Annotated in this window: 20 protein-coding genes and 2 tRNA genes; 9 read left to right on the forward strand and 13 right to left on the reverse strand. The window is 49.8% G+C overall.

What is annotated here, in order from left to right; genetic code table 11:
* Positions 1-2 precede the first annotated feature (2 nt).
* A complete protein-coding gene (gene proB, locus FWG96_03730) occupies positions 3-1,121 on the forward strand; it encodes a glutamate 5-kinase (protein ID MCL2032363.1) in 1,119 nt (372 codons plus the stop codon).
* Here the strand turns inward: proB and dcm are convergent.
* The 6 genes from dcm to FWG96_03760 all read right to left on the reverse strand — a co-directional run bounded on the left by dcm (position 1,116) and on the right by FWG96_03760 (position 6,716).
* Entirely contained in the window at positions 1,116-2,327 is a 1,212-nt protein-coding gene (gene dcm / locus FWG96_03735) for a DNA (cytosine-5-)-methyltransferase (protein MCL2032364.1), read from the reverse strand. The genes proB and dcm overlap by 6 nt on opposite strands.
* Positions 2,328-2,397: 70 nt before the next feature.
* The gene (locus FWG96_03740; protein MCL2032365.1) at positions 2,398-2,886 is read right to left on the reverse strand and encodes a very short patch repair endonuclease; all 489 of its coding nucleotides are present in this window, start codon (positions 2,884-2,886) and stop codon (positions 2,398-2,400) included.
* Positions 2,883-3,521, reverse strand: a complete 639-nt coding sequence (locus FWG96_03745) for a hypothetical protein (protein ID MCL2032366.1) — start codon at positions 3,519-3,521, stop codon at positions 2,883-2,885. The genes FWG96_03740 and FWG96_03745 overlap by 4 nt, the downstream gene beginning before the upstream one ends.
* Positions 3,522-3,577: 56 nt before the next feature.
* Positions 3,578-3,653, reverse strand: a tRNA-Val gene (locus FWG96_03750).
* 97 nt (positions 3,654-3,750) lie between these two features.
* The gene (locus FWG96_03755; protein ID MCL2032367.1) at positions 3,751-4,788 is read right to left on the reverse strand and encodes a hypothetical protein; all 1,038 of its coding nucleotides are present in this window, start codon (positions 4,786-4,788) and stop codon (positions 3,751-3,753) included.
* Between the two features lie 98 nt (positions 4,789-4,886).
* Positions 4,887-6,716: an ATP-binding protein gene (locus tag FWG96_03760; GenBank protein MCL2032368.1), complete on the reverse strand. Its 1,830-nt coding sequence runs from the start codon at positions 6,714-6,716 to the stop codon at positions 4,887-4,889.
* 224 nt (positions 6,717-6,940) lie between these two features.
* Here FWG96_03760 and FWG96_03765 point away from each other — a divergent pair, with 224 nt between their 5' ends.
* On the forward strand, positions 6,941-8,149 hold the full coding sequence (locus FWG96_03765) for a restriction endonuclease (protein MCL2032369.1): 1,209 nt from the start codon (positions 6,941-6,943) through the stop codon (positions 8,147-8,149).
* 75 nt (positions 8,150-8,224) lie between these two features.
* On the opposite strand, the gene FWG96_03770 is transcribed toward FWG96_03765, so the two are convergent.
* Positions 8,225-9,526 (reverse strand): ATP-binding protein, encoded by a 1,302-nt coding sequence (locus FWG96_03770; GenBank protein MCL2032370.1) that lies wholly within the window; start codon positions 9,524-9,526, stop codon positions 8,225-8,227.
* A 326-nt stretch (positions 9,527-9,852) separates the two neighbouring features.
* Here FWG96_03770 and FWG96_03775 point away from each other — a divergent pair, with 326 nt between their 5' ends.
* The gene (locus FWG96_03775) at positions 9,853-10,839 is read left to right on the forward strand and encodes a bifunctional N(6)-L-threonylcarbamoyladenine synthase/serine/threonine protein kinase (GenBank protein ID MCL2032371.1); all 987 of its coding nucleotides are present in this window, start codon (positions 9,853-9,855) and stop codon (positions 10,837-10,839) included.
* Here the strand turns inward: FWG96_03775 and FWG96_03780 are convergent, their stop codons facing one another.
* The 4 genes from FWG96_03780 to FWG96_03795 form a co-directional block, all read right to left on the reverse strand.
* Positions 10,840-12,183 carry a DHH family phosphoesterase gene (locus FWG96_03780; GenBank protein MCL2032372.1) on the reverse strand — a complete coding sequence of 448 codons (1,344 nt, stop codon included), beginning with the start codon at positions 12,181-12,183 and terminating at the stop codon, positions 10,840-10,842. It lies immediately after the preceding gene.
* 7 nt (positions 12,184-12,190) lie between these two features.
* Entirely contained in the window at positions 12,191-12,646 is a 456-nt protein-coding gene (locus FWG96_03785) for a 30S ribosomal protein S15 (protein ID MCL2032373.1), read from the reverse strand.
* A gap of 82 nt (positions 12,647-12,728) precedes the next feature.
* The gene (locus FWG96_03790) at positions 12,729-13,082 is read right to left on the reverse strand and encodes an NUDIX domain-containing protein (protein MCL2032374.1); all 354 of its coding nucleotides are present in this window, start codon (positions 13,080-13,082) and stop codon (positions 12,729-12,731) included.
* A gap of 1 nt (position 13,083) precedes the next feature.
* Positions 13,084-13,743 (reverse strand): fibrillarin-like rRNA/tRNA 2'-O-methyltransferase, encoded by a 660-nt coding sequence (locus tag FWG96_03795; GenBank protein ID MCL2032375.1) that lies wholly within the window; start codon positions 13,741-13,743, stop codon positions 13,084-13,086.
* Positions 13,744-13,874: 131 nt separating this feature from the next.
* Here FWG96_03795 and FWG96_03800 point away from each other — a divergent pair, with 131 nt between their 5' ends.
* The 4 genes from FWG96_03800 to FWG96_03815 all read left to right on the forward strand — a co-directional run bounded on the left by FWG96_03800 (position 13,875) and on the right by FWG96_03815 (position 16,944).
* Positions 13,875-14,327, forward strand: a complete 453-nt coding sequence (locus FWG96_03800) for a hypothetical protein (protein ID MCL2032376.1) — start codon at positions 13,875-13,877, stop codon at positions 14,325-14,327.
* A 69-nt stretch (positions 14,328-14,396) separates the two neighbouring features.
* Positions 14,397-14,930: a hypothetical protein gene (locus tag FWG96_03805; protein MCL2032377.1), complete on the forward strand. Its 534-nt coding sequence runs from the start codon at positions 14,397-14,399 to the stop codon at positions 14,928-14,930.
* A gap of 38 nt (positions 14,931-14,968) precedes the next feature.
* A complete protein-coding gene (locus tag FWG96_03810) occupies positions 14,969-16,573 on the forward strand; it encodes an NAD(+)/NADH kinase (protein MCL2032378.1) in 1,605 nt (534 codons plus the stop codon).
* Complete coding sequence (locus FWG96_03815; GenBank protein MCL2032379.1) at positions 16,570-16,944, forward strand: Mov34/MPN/PAD-1 family protein; 375 nt, start codon at positions 16,570-16,572, stop codon at positions 16,942-16,944. The genes FWG96_03810 and FWG96_03815 overlap by 4 nt, the downstream gene beginning before the upstream one ends.
* Here FWG96_03815 and FWG96_03820 read toward each other — a convergent pair whose 3' ends face one another.
* A complete protein-coding gene (locus tag FWG96_03820) occupies positions 16,945-18,294 on the reverse strand; it encodes a phosphomannomutase (GenBank protein MCL2032380.1) in 1,350 nt (449 codons plus the stop codon).
* Positions 18,295-18,475: 181 nt separating this feature from the next.
* Between FWG96_03820 and FWG96_03825 the strand changes: the two genes are divergently transcribed.
* Complete coding sequence (locus tag FWG96_03825) at positions 18,476-18,694, forward strand: hypothetical protein (protein ID MCL2032381.1); 219 nt, start codon at positions 18,476-18,478, stop codon at positions 18,692-18,694.
* A 78-nt stretch (positions 18,695-18,772) separates the two neighbouring features.
* A tRNA-Leu gene (locus FWG96_03830) sits at positions 18,773-18,856 on the forward strand.
* A 333-nt stretch (positions 18,857-19,189) separates the two neighbouring features.
* On the opposite strand, the gene FWG96_03835 is transcribed toward FWG96_03830, so the two are convergent.
* A complete protein-coding gene (locus FWG96_03835; GenBank protein ID MCL2032382.1) occupies positions 19,190-20,944 on the reverse strand; it encodes a leucine-rich repeat domain-containing protein in 1,755 nt (584 codons plus the stop codon).
* Positions 20,945-21,064 lie beyond the last annotated feature (120 nt).

The following is a 21,064-nucleotide window of genomic DNA, read 5'->3' on the forward strand; positions in this document are numbered from 1 at the left end:
GCATGGATAGAAAAGAGCTTCTTGGAGAGGTTGAGAGGATCGTTATAAAAGTGGGGACCACAACGATCACCAAGGGCAGTTCGATGGCTTCTAAGGAAATGATGGATTCTATAGCCAGGCAGGTCAAGGAGCTTAAGGATGGGGGGAAAGAGGTCCTCATCGTGACATCAGGAGCGATCGGAATAGGGCTCAATGTAATGGGTGTTAAACCGCATCCAAGTGACATCCCTCTAAGACAGGCGGCATCGTCCGTCGGTCAAAGCATCTTGATGCAAAAATGGAACGAAAGCTTCCAAGAATATGGCCTCACAGTAGCGCAGATATTGCTTACGATGGATATATATTCTGACAGGGACAGTGTTCTTAATCTTAACAATACGGTAGATGTGCTATTATCACACAACATTGTGCCAGTGTTCAATGAGAATGATGCAGTATCGATCAAAGAGATAGACGCGGTGTTCGGGGACAACGACACTTTATCCGCATTGGTGGCCAGCAGGATGGATGCAGACCTTCTCCTTATACTGTCCGATGTAGAGGGACTATATGACAGGAATCCAAAGAAGTATGACGATGCAAAGTTCATATCGGTCGTTACCGAGGTCACGAAAGAGATAGAGGATATGGCAGGGGACCCCGTCACAGGTTTGGGTGTCGGCGGGATGAAAACGAAGATCAAGGCCGCAAAGATCTGCAAGGATGCAGGGTGCAGGATGATAATAGCATCAAGCGAGGTCGACAATGTGATAGGAAAGGCGATCAGTGGCGAAGAGGCCGGTACACTATTCATTTCGGATATGCACATCGGTAAGAAACGCCGTTGGCTGAAGACCGCTCGTTCCTATGGCGTCATTATGGTCGACGAAGGCGCGTGCAAAGCCATACTGGGGCACAGGTCCCTTCTTCCTGCGGGCATAACTGAGGTCCAAGGCAATTTCAGCAGAGGGGATGTCGTAAGCATCTGCCACAATGGAGCGGTCGTTGCAAAGGGAACTCCTCAGTATGATTCCGTAGAGATACAGAAGATAAAGGGAAAGCACAGCAGCAGTATCAAGGACACACTAGGTCACGCAATGAAGTCGGCCGTGATATTGAGCGAGGACATGGTGATCTTATGAGGGCCCCTTTACAATCGAATCAATCTCGATGAGTCTTCTTCCCATTTTTTCCACCAGCGGCACGACCAATGCGTTCCCCATTACGAAGTACCTGAATCTCTCAGGCATAGCCTTCGTCCAATCATCATCGAAACCGTTGATCCTTTCACACTCAATTGGAGTAAGGATGCGGTATCCGCCAGTATCGTCTTTGATGATATGGGAACTTCTGTTGACTGTGCCCTCACTTGTCAACATGGTACGTGCCGGTCTGTCTAGATGGTCCGGGAATGCCATGCTCCCCTCGGAATAGCTGTATTTTATCCCATCCTTACTGACCCTTTCTAGCTTTTTTGACCCCTTCAGTTCCTTCCATTTGCTGGTGTCAGCAACATAGTATTCCTTATCGACCGTTTCCTCAAGTATCTCACTGAGGGTCCCTATAGCCCCGTTATATTCGGGAAGGCACTCTCTTGTGTAAACGTGATAAGACCTCATTATCCCCCCGTTGTAGAGGTGTTCTGCAAAGTCATTAGAGATGTCGGCCAACGAGGGGTATCTCGTCTTTCCAATGAAGAATGAAGCGGACCTCTTCGGGTCTGGTCTTTTCATTGGGAATTCTTTAGCAAAGAAACCATCGGTGCTGAGCAGTCTCTTCCTGTCGGCCCCCCGAATACGTTTATAGTAATCTGTGCCCTTGTGATATGCGAATATGAACACACGGCGTCTTCTTTGAGAGAAACCATACTCTGCTGCGTTGATCACTCTCCATTCCACGTCATATCCTTTCTCCGCAAGACATCGCAGTATGATGCCGAAATCCCTGCCCCTCTGGCCCGCAGGCGAGCGAGTCAGTCTGTCAACATTCTCCAGCAAGATATATTTGGGGCGCTTTTTGTCGATGATGTAATCAATATGCCACCAAAGGACACCTTTTTTCCCCTCTATTCCCTTTGCCTGCGTTCGTGCTACAGAATAGTCCTGACATGGGAAGCCGCCTACTAAAAGATCATGGTCCCTTACGTTCTCCCTTGCGATGCCCACGTCCTCATTGACATGGAATTCGGAGATGCCATAGTGCTGCTGATAGCAATCGAATGCGTATTGGGATTTGCTCCCAGGCTCCCACTGATTAGACCATACTATCTCAAACTTAGAGGATGCCCTCTCCAGACCAAGGCGGAACCCGCCCACTCCTGCGAACAACTCCACGACACGCATCCTCATCCAACGCTACTACGCCCGACATCTAATTTAAGGTTGATTAAGAGGTCACCGAATGTACCCGAAAGTGAACTCACCTTTCATTTAGGGTCGATAGTATCGTATCGACGATCGACTTTAAATTACTATTGATCCCACATTCCCAGACAGTAATGACGGCCCAGCCCTTTTCTTCGAGGAGAGCTGTCTTTATTCGATCCCTTTCTTTGTTCTTTTCGAACTTGTCACTCCAGAAATCAGTATTGCTTTTTGGGAGAGGTAGATTGCAATGGGGACATCTGTGCCAAAAACAGCCGTTCACGAATATGGCAATCTTTTTTCCCGGATAAGCTATGTCTGGCTTTCCAGGGACTTTCCATCGGAGCCTGTATCCTCCTGCTCCGTTCTCCTTGAGCGATTTCCGAAGCATCATCTCCGGCCCGGTGTCCTTCGATTTATTAGAGCTCATTACTTTTGAGACTACTTCGTTCTTTGGAAGAGGAGAACGCTTGTCACGTACGTATGCGGTTCGTTTGGGCATATAATAAGGTCCTTTGTTATCGATTTTTCTCCATATTATCACAGTTTATACTGAGAAACTTTGTTCATAATAATAGTGGGGGGCGTTGTGCCCGCCCTCGGTTCGATGTAAAATGTCTCGGGGCCCTCTATACCAACAATCATCAGTGGAACGCTTATTATATTGCTAAAAGGCAGAAGATAGTCTAAGAATTTTTCATATGTTCCTACCGCGCTATCGAAGTTACCCTTATCCTTTAAGTCGTTAGTTGCAGTTATGATCACTCCGGCTGAGGTCTGAATGGCCTTCCTGACGTGATTGAGTTGACTCGATAATACAGGTTTCATAAGGTTCCATGCCGTAGCCTCTCCATGGTTGAAGGCAACCTCTATGGCAATGAGGTCCTTTGAGAAATCAAGCGTCCACTTGGTGCCCCTCTCACTCAAATAGCGAGAATCGTTGAATATTGGACTCTGTCTGTTCCAGCCTCTTTTGACCAGTCGCTCATCGATCAATCGGTTAATCGGCTCAGACAGACTTTTTTTCCTAGATCTTTTTACCTCTTCGTATTTCCTAATAAGGTCTTGATCCGTTATGCTCTCAATGACCTTTGTTACGTCCTCCCAAAGTCCAAGATAGGCAGGGTCGTTCTCAAATATAACTCTGGCATCTCTGAAGGAATGTAGCCTATATCTCAATAGCACACCATATGATAAAACGATCCGTCTGGTTAATATTCTTATTGTAATGATAATGGTGGGCCCGGCCGGATTTGAACCGGCGACCTCCGCCATGTCAAGGCGACGTCATAACCCCTAGACCACGAGCCCAGCACTTCTCGTAATGGATGGTGGTTATTATATCTTTCTGGTTCTTCCGATTCAAACCGGTTCTTCCTAACATTAATTGGAGATAGGTTTGTTGAAATTAGAGTGGTAAATCACAGGCCATCATCATTTTGGTAGATGTCGAGGTTTCTCTCTTACGTTCCTCTAATCTGAAAGCTTCATCAAAAGACCCAGCCTTTTTGAATTTTTGGACTAAAGCAGAATATGGTGGAAAGCTCCCCCCAAACCCTATTACTCTTCTAGCTTTTGCAACAGCCTCCAGCTGGTTTGGTTTCCACAACGGAGACACGAATTCGTTTTTTGTCTTTGTGTTGAACGGCACAAACCGCATGGGATATGTAACGCAACCCAAATCCATTATGTCGATAACTCGCTCGTAAAATTCTTCGGGCGTGTCGTAGAAATCACTTTCGTAATCATAGAAGTTGTATAGCGCATAAAATGAGATTCGCCTTCTATCAAAACCAGCCGAATCAAGCATTCTCACGGCTCTGTGTACTGCTTTTTTTTCATGTAGTCCATCATATGCCATTCGCATGTCTCTGATTTTAAGCTCTGAGAGTGCTTTCGCTTTTTCCTCCGTCATCAACCTTGCATCGAGACCCTGATTAAAATCAACTGTTTTGTTCAATGGTGCAAGCTTGTCCAGTTTATTTTTCCAATCAGGGAGAGCAAGAAAATTATTGTCCCATATGATGATGTTCTTATGTTCAGGGTGTACATGGAATGATGGGTCAAGGAGAACATTTCTAAGGTCACCCTCCATCGTTGGTACCATACAAAATGGACACTTGTTTATACAGCCGCGGGATGTAAATAATATCGACCCATCCCACCCTTTCCACTTTTCTATGGTTTTTAGTATGTCATAGTTTGGCATAAATTTTTCGGCCTGAGCATTGAGGCCTTTATGAATTTTCACATATGGATACTCAGTAGTTATTTCATCAGGAAGAAGCGATGCATATATTCCCCCAACATGTATTTCTGCATCAGGAAATTGTTTGTGATAGAATTCTATTGCTTGATGGACAGGTTTCCATGCATATGTGAAAAGCGATGTTATTTCTATTCGGTTCGGTACCATGTCTGTTATGACAACCGTACCTCTTACCATCTTAACATTATCTGCCAACGCAAGATAATGTGAAGCGAGCTTCATAAGCCCCAATGGAGGGTAGCGCGAGTAATATGAAGGTTCCACAAGCAAAATGTTCATGGACTTCCCTTGCCATTATTATTTTTTGCAAGATATTTTATTGTCTCTTGGATGAAACAACATCCCCTATAATCCGTAGCGATTCCTTCTAGTCTTTCGCTACTAATTGCACATGTGCCGGGGATATGAACGACACTGCTCAATGCAGACAGCATATCTACTTGTAAAAGTTGCCTATATGCGTCTCTGTGGTTAGAGTTTATTTTGCCGCGAAATGGACCATTGTTATCCAAAATCGCGCTTTTAAGTCTACTCTCAGCCCCTCTGATATTTTTACGAAAAGAGGCATCATCCCACAATCCTGCTGATTCAAGCATCCCTTCTATGCAAAGCGAATATGCGGTTCTTAATAGACAAGCTGATGCGAGAGGATATCGAGAATAGGCTCTACCTTTCGATAAATGTTTAAGTTCTTCTGCGACACGGATAATGCCATTTTGAACGTTGTCTGTATTATCCAAACCAGCCCATTTAAGTGTCCCAAAGAATTTATCTGGTCTTGGGTCCATAGCTACGCTGAGTGCTTTTTCAGAACTTTTGACAACCAATCCATCGAGCAAATCTTCTTGTCTTTTTTTCTCAGCGATAACTTCATCTAGTACAGGCCGAATATCATTTTCATAATCGCCAGGTAAATTTTTTATATCTTTCCATTTTTTTCTTATGGAACGAGCTTTTTCTTTTGCGGAATCATCATGTCCCTCTTCTAATAGAATTTCTATTTTATCGATATTATTTTTTTGAAGCAACCCTGATGTTAAGTATGCAAGTGGATTGAGGCCTTTGTTTATGAATTCTCCTACAGAATCCATTAGATGCATAGTTTTTATTCCCGAGACCTCGAGCCCATCTCTTCCTGCATCTTCTATTATTTCGGGATCGAGTATATGAATTTCACCATATTGCCATTCCTTGAAGCTTTTCGCCATCCTTGTGACCAAGGTTTTGTCGCCAACTCTCACTCCATGTTTACGGTAGTGAATGCCGAATTGGTTTATTTTCAATTTATTATTGCTATTAGTAGAAACAAACCAGCCTACTGCGAGAGCGGGAGCACTTACGTCTTCAACTTTTAATTTACCATTGGTCATCATTGGCCTAAACTCTTTAAATATAAGATCATCGAATATTCCATTTGAACTTTGTGGGTCTCGTTTTATCTCATCTCCATTGACAAAAATTTTTGAACTTGAAATGATAATGTCATAGGCTGAGAGTCTGCTCTTTATTTTTTCTGCAAGGATAAAATCGTCATTAAACTCAAGTGGCATCGTACCTTCGAGGTATCTTGATATGCTGTCTGCTGAGAACATATTGAAAAGAGGAGGATATATTCCAGATAGCGTAATTTTTGTATATGCTCTAGAATCATCCTCTGGCGTTTGAGGTAGCTCTTCAATCTCCCCCGGAACTGCTTCTGTCAGTGCGTCTATTATTGATCGATTACGATCTATTCTAACCAACGGCTCACAAGAAATGGAAACGTGTAGCTTGGACCCATCTTTTTTTTTCGTTACTACATCAATATTTTTACATATAGCCGCACCACTCCATATGCCAATCCCTCTCCATCCTATGTTATTCTTCCCTTTGAATGAAATCCCCACACGAAGGGCGCCCTCCAACTCTTCAAAGGTCATGCCAACTCCGTTGTCCAGTATACTTACCGATGCGCCATCATTTAGAGCATCTATCCATATTTTTTTCGCTGACCCATCGATGGCATTTTGCACATACTCTCTAATGCAATTTAGATTGTTGGCATAAAGTCCTGAGGTAATCACTTCCATAATAGATGAACCTATATCTGCCCCATCAAACTTCATTTTTTCAACCCGTTTACAGTAGGTAATAGGGGGGTTTTTACTATATAAAGGGGTTCTTGATTATGTGCAGACGTCCATTCTCATGAATGTCCGCCACAGTGAGCGATAAAAGTGCTCACAAAGTAGGCGCACTGTAAATCTTCAACACAAATATTCGGATATTTCTGACCGGAAATCATGCAATAATACAAAAAATCAAAAACAAAGACTCCCCTCCATATATCATGAAGACTCTCTACACGGAAGGTCTCGACAGCGAAGGGTTCGTAAAACTATGTGAGGATATCTTCTCAGCTTTCTACAAATCAAAAACAAAACGTTCATTCCTTTTCGACGACGGCAACACCGACTTTGTTGTCCTAAGCAATAACAACATCGCCGTCGACTGCAAACATCCCGCCAAAGCCCCGGTGGGAAAGCCCGCCGTGGAGAAGTTCTCTCTCGCCATGAAAAAGAAAAAGGTGAAGGAAGGCATCATCGTAACATCCGGTCGCTTCGCGTCCACCGCTCAGAAATACATCGACGAGAACAATCTCCCCGTCACTCTGATGGATCTTGAAAGACTCGCTGCGATCGCGTTCAAGGCTGGCATAAAATTAGTTTACAAGAAAGAAGAGCCCGAAGCCTTCACTATAATATCCAACAGCGACAGGGAGTTCAAGGAACACCTCGCCAAAAAACTGAAACAGGATCTCCAGTGTTCAGAAGAGATAGGTCTGAACCTATCGATCAAGAGAAGGGACATATCGCTCGTATTATTCTACAAGATCGATTACAGAGTGGACGCCGAGTTCACCGCATCCGGTAAAGTCATACACAAGGAGACGGGAGAAGGTTCCTTCTACGTCAGCGAGAGAACGGGGAAGATCGAAGGAGAGGATTTCGCAAAGGTCTATGACATGGCCCCGAGGATGGCCTACGATCCGGAAGGAAAGGACGCGGCCCTCCTGAAGCCGAGGAAGCAGATATTGGACGCCCTGTACGATCGCGTGCAGGACGCCCACACCAAGTACGTTCCGTATATGGCCAAACCCGATAAACTCAGCACGAAGACCTGCTCCCCGTCGAAGAAGGACATCACCATCCAGAACATCATGTGCCTGTACCTCCCGTTATCTGACGTTGAATACGAAATGTTCGGAAAGAGCAGGACCATCCGGTCGCTGGAGAGCAGCTCGGCGGAGTTCAGCGTCATTGAACCAAAAGCATACAGTTGCGACATATGCGGCGGAAAGATCGCAAAGGACGGCGCCGTATGCGTCAAATGCGGTAACGTGACCGACGGAAAACACGGCGTGCGCTGCAGCCGGTGCAGCAAGACCCTGTGCACAAATTGCGCCCTAGCCATCAGTAAATTCCTTGGAAAGAAGGAACCGATCTGCGGCGAATGCGCGAACAAAGAGCCGGGTCTGAAGATAAAGGATTACAAGTGATCCGTTCATAGCTGGTACTGTAAAAAATCAATTAAAATAATGGTCATTATGACAATGAACATTATTTCAGACGGTTCACATGTCGTCAAGGGAAAGTATCCTGAATTCGACGTCGAACCCTTTCAACCCGTAAACTGTTTCGGATTTTTCCCTGAGTTTATGGACATCTGCTTTTTTAGGATCGCGTTTCACTTCCGCCACTACAGCTTTCATGTTCATATCGTTCACGGCAATGATGTCGATCTCGTTCTGCCCTTTCCTGTCCCAATATGATCCTATGCTCGTCAGTCTTTCCTCCTCGGACATCTTCTCTTTGAAGTAATTCTCAAGCACAAATCCGCTGTATTGCGAATAATCGCTTTCTATCATCTCTTTCAAAAGACCATATTCGCCCCTCTCTATGAGCGACCGGTTTCCGCCGATGAATCTGAAGTAAAATCTCATGTAGTTGTCCGAGATGTGCCATCTGATACCCCTGCTGTTCTCTTTGGAAAAGATCGGTTTGTTCCTTGTTATAAGATTATACTCCTTCTCCAGGTTATCCAGGTATGAAATTGATTCCTTTCCTATCGCATCGTTTATCTCTCGGAGGGTATTATTTCCGGTAGCGATCAATTCCAGGATCGAATAATATGTTCCGTAATCCTTTCCGAACTCGGATATGAGAAGATCCCTCCCTTCGGTTAAGAACAGAGAATTCGGGCGGCAGATGCGTTCCAGCATCTTATCAAAAGAGGTCGCTCCAGCATCCATCAGCAGTTCGATGTACATGGGGACGCCCCCGGTTACCATGTAGAGGAAGAGCAGATCATCCGGAGAATATTCGGGATTGTGATCTTTGAGTATTCTTTTCACCACGCTTGGTTTGAAGGGACGGATGTTGAACTTTGAAGTGGCTCTGCCGAAAAGCGGTTCTTTGTATCTGTCGAAGATCCTGACCATCATCGAGTATATGGATCCGCTGACTATCAGATTCACCATGGATGCGGATCTATACGCATCCCAATGTTTCTGTATGCTGCTCGTTATGGATTTATCGGCCCTGTCTAATTCCTGGAATTCATCTATCACGAAGGTGAAGTTGTTCTTTGTACCGTATTCCATCAGCTCTTCGAAAAGGTCGCTGAAGCTGTCGCCTGATATTTTTATACCCAAGTATTTTTTTGTGTCCCTGATCAGCTCTTTACAGAGCATCGCTTCGCTTTTGCGTTCTGCGAAGAAATAAAGGAAGCTGTTTCCCTTTTCGGACTCCAGTATCAGCGCAGTTTTGCCTATGCGTCTTCTTCCTGTTATCACTGTGAAAGTGCCGCCTTTTTTTGACATTTCGCGAGTCTCTTTGAGGATCTCCAGCTCTGTCTCTCTGTCATAGAATTTCATCCGCAATATCTCCCCAAGACCATAATTAACATAATGACCGTTATCATAATGACCATTATTATAAATAAATATTTTCTTGTCCAGCAATACCGAAGTGCGTGAAATGCGCGTGTGCGGCCGATGAGAAGCACAGCATACGTTGCAGCGGGTCATCGGGAAGAAGGAGCCTTGGCCGAAGGTAAGCGACTGCAAGTATTCTCTATACTGGCACTATCTGAATTCTGTTAATTTAATGGCTATTAAATTAATGACCATTAAATTAACGGCCATTAATTTGTTTGGAAAGGGATAGTGATATATCTCTGATTCCAATCTACTGTTAATTCATGATTACGCTCGGCATCGAAGGAACGGCCCACACGCTCGGTGTAGGTGTGGTTGATTCTGAGAAGAAGGTCCTATCGAACGTGATAGACATGTTCAGGCCGCAGGAGGGCGGACTGCACCCGAGAGAGGCCGCCAACCACCATTCCGATGTTGTCTCCGCAGTTATAACAAAGGCCGCGGAAGAGGCGGGCGTATCGCTTAAAGAAATCGACTTGATATCGTTCTCCATGGGGCCGGGGCTCGGCCCCTGTCTGAGAGTCGCGGCGACGGCCGCCCGTTCATTATCTTCAAGGTTAGGGATACCCATAATGGGCGTGAACCACTGCATAGCGCACATCGAGATCGGGAATGCGACAACCGGCTGCGGCGACCCCGCGATGCTGTACGCTTCCGGGGGAAACACTCAGGTCATTGCTTATTCCGACGGAAGATACCGCATTTTCGGAGAGACCCAGGACATCGGCGTCGGGAACATGCTGGATAAATTGGGCCGCGAACTGGGCCTCGGATTCTACGCCGGACCCGTGATAGAGAAGCTCGCCAAGGATGGGGATAGGCTTCTGGATCTTCCGTACTCGGTCAAAGGGATGGATGTCGCGTTCTCCGGGATAATGACCTCCGCTCTTCTTATGAGGAAGAAAGGCCACAGTCTGGAAGACATAGCGTACTCTGTGCAGGAAACGGCCTTCTCGATGCTCACGGAGGTCATGGAAAGGGCGATGGCCCACATCGGTAAGGATGAGGTCCTCCTGGGCGGCGGAGTGGCGCAGAACCTCCGTCTGCAGGATATGATAAGGATCATGGCCGAGGACCGCGGGGCCGAGATGTTCGTTCCCGACAGAAGATTATGCATCGACAACGGCGCGATGATCGCCTGGCTTGGTAATATCATGTACAATTCCCGGATAAGGATGAACATCGAAGATACCGCCGTTAGGCAGAGATTCAGGACCGATGAGGTAGAGGCCGTATGGAGAATGTCCTGATCAGCGGCCGCGCTGTTTCCCTATGATCTTATCCAGATTCAGAAGGAACTCGTCGCATCTCTCCTTCTGACAAGAACCGCCGCTGGCTATCCGGTGTCCGCCGCCCCTTCCCCCAACGGACGCACAGGCTTCTTTCAATGCCGTCGAGAGATCCACTCCCTTATCCAAAAGGTCGAATGTCGCTCTTGACGAGATCTTCGCCATGTCCTCGGAACGGTTGATCCCTATCGTAGGTTTCGAGGGATTTCCAATGAACTGCATCGCGATGCTGCATATCATCCCGGTGAATCCGGAGGCCGAACTGTCGAACCATTGGATGTTGTCCATTTGATTGAGCCCGGCTCTCTGCAGCGACAGCACGGCATCCATTATCTGTTCCTTTGAGGTGTTCTCAAGCTCAGCCGCCTTCGACATGCTCTTCGGGTCTCCCATGCCGGCGGAGACCCCGACGCCGCCGAGACCCATGCGCCCGCATCCGTTCAGAAGCGACCCTAATGTCTCAGCGTCCGTATCCCAATCCTTAAGCTGATATCTTGTGCGGGAGATCTCAAGCATTGTTTGCAGGGAGACTACCTGTTCGACAAGTTTCAAAGCGATCAGGGACGACAGTTTTCTTCTTTCCTTCTCTGTCAGATCCTTGTAGAACTTCTCCCTCCCGATCCCGGCCGCATCAAGCAGACCGGCGACACCCTCCGCGCTGCCGCTTATCCCCGCCAGGTACGGTTCCGTCGAAAGAAAGAGCTCGGAGGTGAGCTGCCCGGAAGGTATCATCGATCCGTCCAGCGTTTTGATATATCCCTTTTCCGATCCTCCTTCGTAAAGGTAGACGTTCAGCCCCTTCAGGCCGTTGATGTGCTGTTTGTCCCCGGCGATCCCGGCGAACGCCACCTGGACCAGGTCCCAATTCTTTTTGTTCATGGTTATCGAGAACAGGAAGGCCATGGTCGCTCCGCAGCCGTCCGTCATTCCGTCGATACCGTAAAGGTGCGGGTTCGCGTGGCATATTCTTTTTGCCTGCTGTTCGGGAGCGTGGTGGTCCAGTACTACAACATCGCAGCTCAAAGCGTCCAGCTGCTCCACGTACGACGCGCCGAGGTCCGTGAGGATGATGCACTCCGAGGGGGTGTTCCTTATCATCTCCATGTTCTGATCGTTCAGGCTTGTCAGAAGGGTCACTCTGAAGGCCTTTCCGGCCCTCAGAAGGGTCTTTGCTATTATTGAGGCCGCGGATATCCCGTCGGCGTCATAGTGAGAGTAGACCTGAATGAAATCGTGGCCGTTGACTATGCCTACGGCATCGGATAAAGTTGTAAGAAGTTTGGAAGGTAGGACGGTATCGTCCATAAGACCCTCACTTGAGCATTATCTCTGCGTTTGCGAGAGAGTATTTCCAGTTTGCGGGAAGAACGCCGTTCCTTTTGTAGTAGCGTTCCAGCCTCCTGATCTTAGCTTCGATCAGGTGCAGTCCCCTCAGGTTGGAGACGTCCCCTCTGTTGTTCTTGACGTGAACGTTAAGAGAGATCGCTCTTCTCATAAGATTTGAAAGGTCTTCCGGAAGATTGGGCATTACTCCCTTCTCCTTCATGATCTCGGTGACGGTCTTCCCCGTTGCCAATCTGACACTGGGTATCCCGTACTGATCCCTGAGTACCAGCCCGATCCTAGCAGAGGTCATTCCCTGCTCGGTGAACTGTACGATGAGGTCCTCTATCTCGGTGGCTGTAAGAGGTACCCACTCCGGGTTCTCGGTTATCATGGGGCGTTGCGAACTGGATCTGCCCTTTCTTCTTGCGTGCATTCTTGCCATATTTTGATTCTCCGATCATTATATATGCGGCGAGGCTAGACACTCCAATTAAGAAGGAGTATTAAAAGATTCACCCTTATATTCACTTTTTAAGGGAGCGTACGACGGAACGCGCCCATGGTACTACCGTATCGTACTCGGACCTTTCGAAAGCGATCCTGTCCGGGACCTCCGAGAAAAGTTCGGAGTCCATCTCAGGCGAGCCGTTCACTTTATCGAGGAGAAGGCAGGCGCAGACCCGGCAGTGGCCGATGTCTTTGATCTCCAGGACCCTGATGTCATATCCCGCCTCTTCCAGGAATTCCCTCTTTGCCGCTTCCTCCGCCGATTCTCCCTCATTGATGCTTCCTCCCGGCATCTCCCACCCTTCGCGTTTCTTGTTGAAGACCATAAGAAAACGGTCGTCATCGAAGGCTACGGCATAAACGGTGGCCAAGTCACTTCCTCTTGATGACCATCATGCTGTGGGCGTTCTCGTACGGCTCCAGGTCCCTGGAATCCAGTATCTCGAACCCTCTTTCCCTCAGCTTGTTCTCGGATGCTTTATAGACCTCGGAAGGCTCCGAAGCGACATCCTCCGACCTGGCCTTGATAGCCACCATTCCCATGTCCGCATTGAAGAAGTCCATGTTGTTCGCGATTATCTCCGCCTGCCGTTTCTGCGCGACGTCAGCATAAACGAGATCCAGCAGCCCGACGGCGAACTGATACCCCTCCGGGTCGGTCGCGTCCCCTAGGATAGGTATCATGTTCGGCCGGGCGGCGCAGGTGTTCACAAGGTCCCTGAACATCCTCGGCGCGAACTCCACGCAGTAGATCTTCCCGTCCACGGCGATGTCCGAGATATGAGACGCGGTTGTCCCGCTGGAAGCACCCAGATACAGGATCCTGCTGTCGCTTTTTATCGGAAAGACCTCGCCGCCAGCTTTGATGTAAGCGGCGAGCTTGCTCTTTCTGGGATTCCATTCCCTGTATTCCTGGCCGGAGACCTTCACAAGCTTCTCCCCGTACACCCTTACTTCGGGGTTCGACGACAGCGTATAGAGTTTGTTGTTCTCGGAATATACTGAACCGCCTGTGCTGCCTACGGGGATCATTGGTTTGTAATGGGACTATGATTTAATAATTACTGTGTATAGAGAAAACAAAAAGGAGTACCCTCAGACTTATATACAAACTATGTGGATTTTCAATAGGTGGACGTAATTCACACAAAGGAGGAAAAATAATGGTTGACTTTAAAGCAAGGACCTCGATATTTGCGCTTATAGTTCTGATAGGCGGCATTATCGGGGCCGTAAGCGTATTCTTGGCATGGATAGATTTCTTTGGCTTTACCCGCAGCGGCTGGGAAATGATAAAGGACATATCCGAAAGCGCATCGCTGAGCGGGATCTCAGATAACTATCCCATGTACATGCCGCTGGTCGTCCTGATATTCTCTATCGGCGGACTGCTCAGCGGACTGTTCACAGTCTTAAAACCGGGGAGAATAGGCGGAGGAGGAGCCACAGTATGCGGGCTTCTCGTGCTGATAGCGGTAATCGTGTACGTTTGGTACTTCAATGACAATAATATCATGGAGTTCTTAGGCACAGGAGCCTACGCCGCCCTCGCCGCCGGCCTGATAATGCTGATATTCGGAGCACTGGGCACGGCGTCGAAGACCGGTACCCGATGAAGGCTGAACAAACGGCGCTAACGAAACCCTTTACAACATTCTTTTAATCTCCAACTCCTACGTTCACTCATGCCCGATGAAAGTACGAAATTCGCCGCTGATCCGGATCTTTTCAAGATAATGATGCTGATCGGCGCCGTCATGGGGATAGGAAGCGTGTTCCTGGCGTGGTTCAGTCTGGATATGTTAGTAGCCAGGTTTGAGTATAACGGGTTCGATTTCTATCTTAAGGGCCTCGACCTCCCCGACGGTTATCCCTCCGCGGGATATTACGCGTACATGCCGCTGGCGGTATTTGCGGCAGCCGCGATCTCGGTGATCCCGGCCGCGCTGTCTTTCACCAAACGCGGGAAGAATGGTGCGGCAGCCGCGACCGTTCTGGGAGCCGTTATGCTGGCGGCGACGCTTCTTTACATCTTCTATCCTATGTCGAAGATGGCGCTCATCAGTTCCGGGGCGGACCTGATAGCCGACATAAGGCTGATGGATTACTTGGGAGCAGGCGTCTACCTGGCGGTCATCGCAAGCATGCTTCTGATCATAGGGGGCGCGATCGTAATGCTGCGCAATAAGGCCGATGCCGGCGTCCAAAAAAGCGAATAAATCAAAAGAACAATATATTGCGACCAACTCTTTCGGTCATGATGGATGTTCTGAGCGACATAGCCGATGCGGTAGAGGAAGCTATAAGGAAGATCCCCGACTCTAAATGCAGAGGAGAATGTTTAGGAATGGGCGCCGACGGGACGTCCACCTCTCAGATCGACAAGATAGCCGAGAACACCGTCCTTGCGTTCATCCAAAAGAACAACATCCCCTTGAACGTCCTGAGCGAGGAGATCGGGTTCGTCGACAACGGCGGTAAAGAGACGCTGGTCCTGGACCCCATAGACGGAACATCTAACGCGGTCGCCGGGATCCCGCTTTTCACGATATCGCTGGCCGTCGGCACAGGATCCCTTTCCGGCGTCCACACGGCATACCTCCGGAACCTTGCCACCGGCGACGTCATAACCGCCGAAAAAGGGAAGGGCGCATATAAGAACGGCATAAGGATCCACGTCAGAAAGGCGGAAATGGACGATCTGTTCCTGATGATCTATCTCGGGAACGGAGCGCACCCGGATTCGTTCGACCTCGCAAAGAGGGTCAAATCGTCGCGCTCGTTCGGCTGCGCGTCGTTGGAGATGGTCCTGGTCGCGGAGGGGGAAGCGGATGGTTTCATGATGCATTCCGAGCGATATTCACGTGCGATAAGGATAGTGGACATCGCGGCCAGCGCTCTCGTGCTGAGGGAGGCGGGAGGAGAGATCTATGATCTCGACGGAAACGTGCTGGATATGGACTTCGACATCGGATGTCATTCCAATTTCATCGCCTTCGGCGACCGGAGAGCGTATGATTTCATCGTCAAAGCGAAGAACGAGATACCCGAATCGCCGATCTACGGCATATGCGCGAACATCGGGATACCGGAGGCCAGAGAGTATGCGAGAAGGGTGATGAAAGCTCTGAGCGGCTGCGATTATGTCCTTGATGAGGGGATCGCCTCCGAACTGGGCATGAAAGGGTACCCCGTCGAGGATATGAAAGTGGACATCATGATAACGATCGGCGGGGACGGGACCATCCTCCGCACCTCTATGCAGAACAAAGCGCCGATGATAGGGATAAACGCTGGGGGAGTCGGATTCCTGGCAGAGGTCCATGTGAACGATATCGAAGAAGGGATCAGGAGGCTGCGCTGCGGGGAGTACGTGGTGGAGGAGAGGTTCAAGATCAGCTCGTGGTATGAGGGAGAATACCTCGCGGAAGCGGTGAACGAAGCCGTCGTACATACGGACTCCATCGCGAAGATAAGACATTTCAAAGTATACGTGAACGACAGGCTCATGACAGAGGTCCGCGCCGACGGGATAATCGTGTCGACGCCCACCGGCTCCACCTGCTATGCCATGAGCCTCGGAGCGCCGCTGATCGACCCCCGCGTCAACGCCGTGGTGGTCGTACCGATGGCCGCTTACAAGTTCGCGTCAAGGCCGTTCGTGGTCCCGGCGGACGCAAAGGTGACGGTGGAGACCGTGATGGACAGCGGATGCATGCTGGTCATTGACGGGCAGAAAGAATATGAGATAAAGGGTAAGACCCACATAGACTTCATCAGGTCGTCGGAGACTGTCAGGTTCATAAGGTTCAACACCGATTTCTATTCAAGGGTAAGGGAGAAACTGGTGAACGCGATATGAGCAGGATCTACGGGGTAAGCGTGGATTTCATCGACGGATTCAATGAATCTGCCAAGTCCACGTACCCGGATGAATTCATATGCTTCCACAGGGAATACGATGGTGTGATCTCCGAGATGATATTGGTGCCTGGGTCCGTATACGGGGAGAGCCACAGCTTCATAAACGATTGGATGTCGCCGGTGGATTTCCATAAATCCGGGTCGGCGCATTCCCACCCCGGGTACAGCAACGAGCCCTCCGACGCAGACCTGGATTTCTTCAATTACATGGGAGGGGTCCATTTTATAACATGCCAGCCCTATGACAGAAGGAGCTGGAAAGCCTACGACTCGAGAGGAAGGGTCGTCGATCTTGAGATCATATTCTGATCACATGCAGCTGCGCGCGATGTCCTTTGCCAGCTCCATCATGCTGACTGCGTATACTCTGTCCTTTGCCTCTGCCGTAATGTCGATGTATTCGGGATCGGCCGCGTTCCTGGAGATGGCGAACCATCCTCCGGTCATGCCGACCCTTCCGCCCTCGATCTCCCAGATATCTTCCGAATCCAGTTCTTTGAGCCTTTCGCCGAGTTTCCTGTAGAAGAGCTCGATGTTGCCCGGACCGTATATCGATTCTTTAAGGACGATATATCTGGGGAATGACGCAAGCAGGTCGCTTATGCTGTTCTCCCCCGACATCCTGGTGAGGATAACGGCGGCGTTTATGGCGTCGGGGCACATCGTCACATCGGGGAATATGAAGGTCCCGTCGGCCATCGCGCCCATTTCCGCATTGTTGTTCTTTATGGCTTCGGTTATCGATTCCAGGTCGTTGTCGGTCCGTATTATCCGTCTTTCGCTGTGAGCTTTCGCATCAGAGGAAAGACCTTCTCCGATCAGATCCCTGAACGCATCGTCCACCACCGCCGAGGCGTCGAAGGGCACCACCGCCGACGACGGCTTCAGGTAAAGCAGCAGCAGCGCAAGAATGCTTTCCGGATCGACATATTTTCCGTTCTCGTCGAAAAGCGCGAGCTTCGTCCCGTCGCCGTTGAGCGCTATCCCTATGCTCCCGAGTTCCATACCGACCACTTCGGCAAGGCCCGTGACGTCGTTCATGCCCACCCCCGGCGGTCTGGGGCTGTACCGCGGGTCGATCTGCGCGTTCATCGTCGTCAGGTCGGCGCCCGCCGACGCCAATATCGCCGGGGCGCACAAAGACGTGCTTCCGCAGCCGCAGTCCAATATCACGGGCGCGTCCACGCTATTCCCGTATTTCTCACGCATCGTTCGGTTATAGTCATCTGCGGCCGTGTCGCAGGCCCTCATGCTTCCGATATCCCTGTATCCCGGAAGAGGCTGGTCCCTCCTGCCGTCCGTTATGATCTGCCGCAGCTGCTCTTTTGTGAAGGCCGAGCCGTCGGGGTTCATGATCCGTATACCGCTGATCCTCCCCTGCTCGTCGGGTTCCCCGACCATCATTACGCAGTCGGAACCCCCGGACGCCAAGGCCGCCGCCGGCGCGGGAACGACGCCCGCATCGCTGACTTCCGCGCCAGCCGAAAGCAGCCCGCTTATAAGTGAGTTCTTTATCATTCTGCTGCTCGGACCGGCGTCGGACCCGACGCATACTGTTCTGCAGGACATCCCGACCGTCTGCCCGATCCTCAGAGCGTTCTCGGCGGTCATGTCTTCCTCAGTTACGGAGCGGAGCATCAGCGCGGGGGCGTTTTTCATCAATATCCTAAGAAATATTCCGGTTGATATTTCTTGTCATGCGGCCGCAATTGACCCAGCGTGAAAAATGCATTTGAGGCCGTTTTTGACCCAGTTTTTCCCCGATTTATTAAAAACTTTTAAATATTCCTCATCTGGATATTTATTCCACTATGCCAGATGGCTAGAGGGTGTGAAAGAGATGGTCATGGAGAAGATAGACATCGTAAAAGCAAAGCAGATCGCACAGAACAAGGGACTCAAGCCTGGAAAGGTAAAGGGGACTTCCGGAGTACAGTTCACCAAAGGGAGCAACGACAGATTATCCGTAATAACATGGGATGAGTTCGAAATGATCCTGAAACAGAGGAAGCTGTCCATATACGAGAGCGGCGGCTGGATGAAGATAATGAAGGCGTGAGCTTTCATATCCTCTTGCGTGCACATGCCTTTGTGTGCACGTACCTCTTTATATGAAAAAGTGAATCAGCCCGTTTAGGCAGGGGTAGTCAAGCCTGGCCAACGACGCTAGATTCAGGGTCTAGTCCTTAGTGGTCCAAGGGTTCAAATCCCTTCCCCTGCACTTATCATATCGATCCGTCCGCCTGTTTGCCGCAATTCAGCGGCAAACGGCCTCCCATATCCTATCCGTTGCCCGCACGGGCGTAAGGTCAGATCATATTGGTCGGGATCATATTTTCATTACCGTCGAGCGCCGGCCGGCCGCCATATGCGCAGACACGTCCTTTTTCCCTGAGCTTATGACGAACCAGAACGCCCCGATATTCTCCTTTTGGGATCGGAATTAAATTGGCTGTTTGTAACAACCCGCAGATGACAGAAGGCTCATATAAAGTGGTTAATTAATGGACGCAGGCGGGGTGAACCCCGCCCTTGTCCCGTTTGATCGTAGGCTTTACGGCCTTCTCGGGCGTATAACGAACATATACACTACCGCCAGAAGTACTACCGCCGCTATCGCGGCAATCGCGGCGATGAGCGTCGTGTTGCCGCCGCCGGGGGCAGGCTCCTCCGTTACCGCGCCGACGGAGATGATTATCATCTTGGTCTTTGCCGGGCTACTGCTGTCTTCCACCAGGATGACCGCCGTTGTCGCGGTTTGCTCCGCCGCTGGACGCTCGCCAGTGATCTCTCCCGTATCCTCGTCGATATCAAGCCATGAAGGGCCGGCGCTGATGTAGAAATAGTACGGGGCCGTCCCGCCCGATACGCCGCCCTGTACGGTTATCGGCTTAACGGTCGTCCCAAGTTTACCAGCTGGCACATTGAAGCCCGCATTGTTTGTAAAAGCAAGGGGCGCGCCGCTGTACTGCGGAGAGAAGTAGAAATCCGGTTTATCCCAGCCCGAAGATGGGAAATGAAGGAGGGACGTAGCGCCGGTCACGTTGGTCTCAGCGGCGATGTAGTTGTAATTTACGCGAAGGTAATTCAGCAATGCGTTCTTGGACACATCAAGCGAGGTCAGTTCGTTGTAAGAGCAGTCCAGCGCCGTCAGCAACACGTTCTTGGACACATCAAGCGAGGTCAGTTCGTTGTAAGAGCAGTTCAGTACCTCCAGCGATGTGTTCTTTGATAAGTCCAGCGAGGTCAGGCTGTTGTGGGAACAGTACAGGTCTCTCAGCGATGTGTTCTTGGACACATCCAGGTCGCTCAGGTTGTTATAACCGCAGTCCAGTATCACCAGCGATGTGTTCTCAGACACATCCAGCGCGTCCAATCTGGTGTAGTGGCAGCTCAGGCTTTCCAACGATGTGTTCTTGGACACATCCAGCGCGTCCAGGTCGTTATAAGAGCAGTCCAGGTATACCAGCGATGTGTTCTTGGACACATCCAGCGCGTTCAGTTTGTTTTCGTTGCAATTCAGCCATTCCAACGCTGCATTCTTGGATAAGTCCAGTGCGGTCAGGTCGTTGTCGTAGCAACCCAGGCTCCTCAGCGATGTGTTCTCGGACACATCCAGCGCGGTAAATTTATTGCCGCCGCAATCCAGCCATATCAGCGCTGCACCTTTGGGCACGTCCAGCGCAGTCAGCTCGTTGTTGCTGCAGCGCAGATATTTCAGCGCGGTATTCTTGGATACATCCAGCGAGGCCAATTCGTTGTAAGAGCAGTCCAGATCGTCCAGCAGGATGTTCTTGGACAAGTCCAGCGCAGTAATGTTGTTGTCGTGGCAGTTCAAGTATTCCAGCAGGATGTTCTTGGACAAGTCCAGCGCAGTAATGTTGTTCATCTGACAGCTCAGAATTTCCAGTTGGGTACAGCCGGACACATCCAGCGCGGTCAGGTTGGCGTTGCCGTTGCAATACAGCCATACCAGCGCGGTCAGGCCGGAGACGTTGAGCATACCGCCTGTCAGACCCTTTACGTCCAGATCCAGATATATTATGCGCTTGTTCGTGGAAGCGCTGCTCCATGTCACGCCCGTCCAGTTGCCGGGCACAGAACTGCCGTCGGCAGGGGCCGCCGTCCAGCCGAGACCGTTATTTGCGATGATGTCGTTGATAACCGCGACATCGCCGGCGTTATAGTCCCCGGCGGCCCCGAGGACCGTGTTCTCTCGGTCTAAAAATGCGGCCGCGGTGATCGCCAACAGCGCAGCAATCATCAGAGAGAGGGCCGCCCCTCTCCATCTGTTCTTGTTTCCTCTCATGCACTTCACATCCGATAAAGGGAATCGACACATACCTTCAGCACGTGTTCTCGCGTTATTAATACCGCGTGCGGCTTTATTAACGTGACTATGCGGAAAATATGTCCGCCCCGTCTCAGC

Source organism: Candidatus Methanoplasma cognatum (assembly GCA_009777615.1).
Taxonomy (GTDB): domain Archaea; phylum Thermoplasmatota; class Thermoplasmata; order Methanomassiliicoccales; family Methanomethylophilaceae; genus Methanoplasma; species Methanoplasma cognatum.